Genomic DNA, 685 nt, shown 5'->3' with positions numbered 1-685 from the left:
CAGACATCGCCCGACAATGCGCCGCAGCACGCTCCGACGCCCAATGGCGTTTCTCCGTGGTCGACCCCGAGGGCAACCTCCTATTCCACGGCCTCACCCGCGCCCGACCCCACCAACCCACAAAGACCCGGCCCACCAAGACCCGGCCGTCCAAGACAAACCCCACCCACGCCCAGCGGTCACCCGGCCAGGCAAAGCCAGCCCACACCCGGCCCACGCCGTCATCGTCCAGCCAGACCGGGCCTCAGGCACCGCAACCCAGCCAGACCCGGCCCACCCAATCACCGCACCCCAGCCAGACCCGGCCCGCGCCCTCGTCGCCCAGCCAGACCCGGCCCACCCAGTCACCGCAACCAAGCCGGGCACGGCCCGATCGGGCTGCACCCGCGCAGTCAGGGCTCGCGCGAACAACACCCGCCCACAGCCCAGGCGACCAGACACAGCCCACCCAAGCAGGGACAACGCCAGCTAGCCCGGACCGCCACGCCCGACCCGCCAAGAGCCAAGCAGCGCCAGACCAGGCAGCGCCAGGCCCAACACCGCCAGACCAGGCAGCGCCAGGCCCAACACCGCCAGGCCAAGCAGTGCGAGGCCAAGCACCGTCAGGCCAAGCACCGTCAGGCCGAGCAGCGCGGGGCCGAGAGGTGCCAGGTTCGTCGGGGATGGGTTTGCCGATGCCGAGCCA

At 71.7% G+C, this 685-nt stretch carries 1 protein-coding gene; it reads right to left on the bottom strand.

The window, feature by feature from the left end:
- Window positions 1–468 precede the first annotated feature (468 nt).
- The coding region (locus Rhe02_RS49520; protein ID WP_203915561.1) for a hypothetical protein at window positions 469–685 on the bottom strand (217 nt) is incomplete at its 5' end.

This window comes from Rhizocola hellebori, from assembly GCF_016862955.1.
Classification (GTDB): Bacteria; Actinomycetota; Actinomycetes; order Mycobacteriales; family Micromonosporaceae; genus Rhizocola; species Rhizocola hellebori.
The sequence above is the reverse complement of the archived record's forward strand: the minus strand, read 5'-3'. Positions and strand labels throughout refer to the sequence as shown.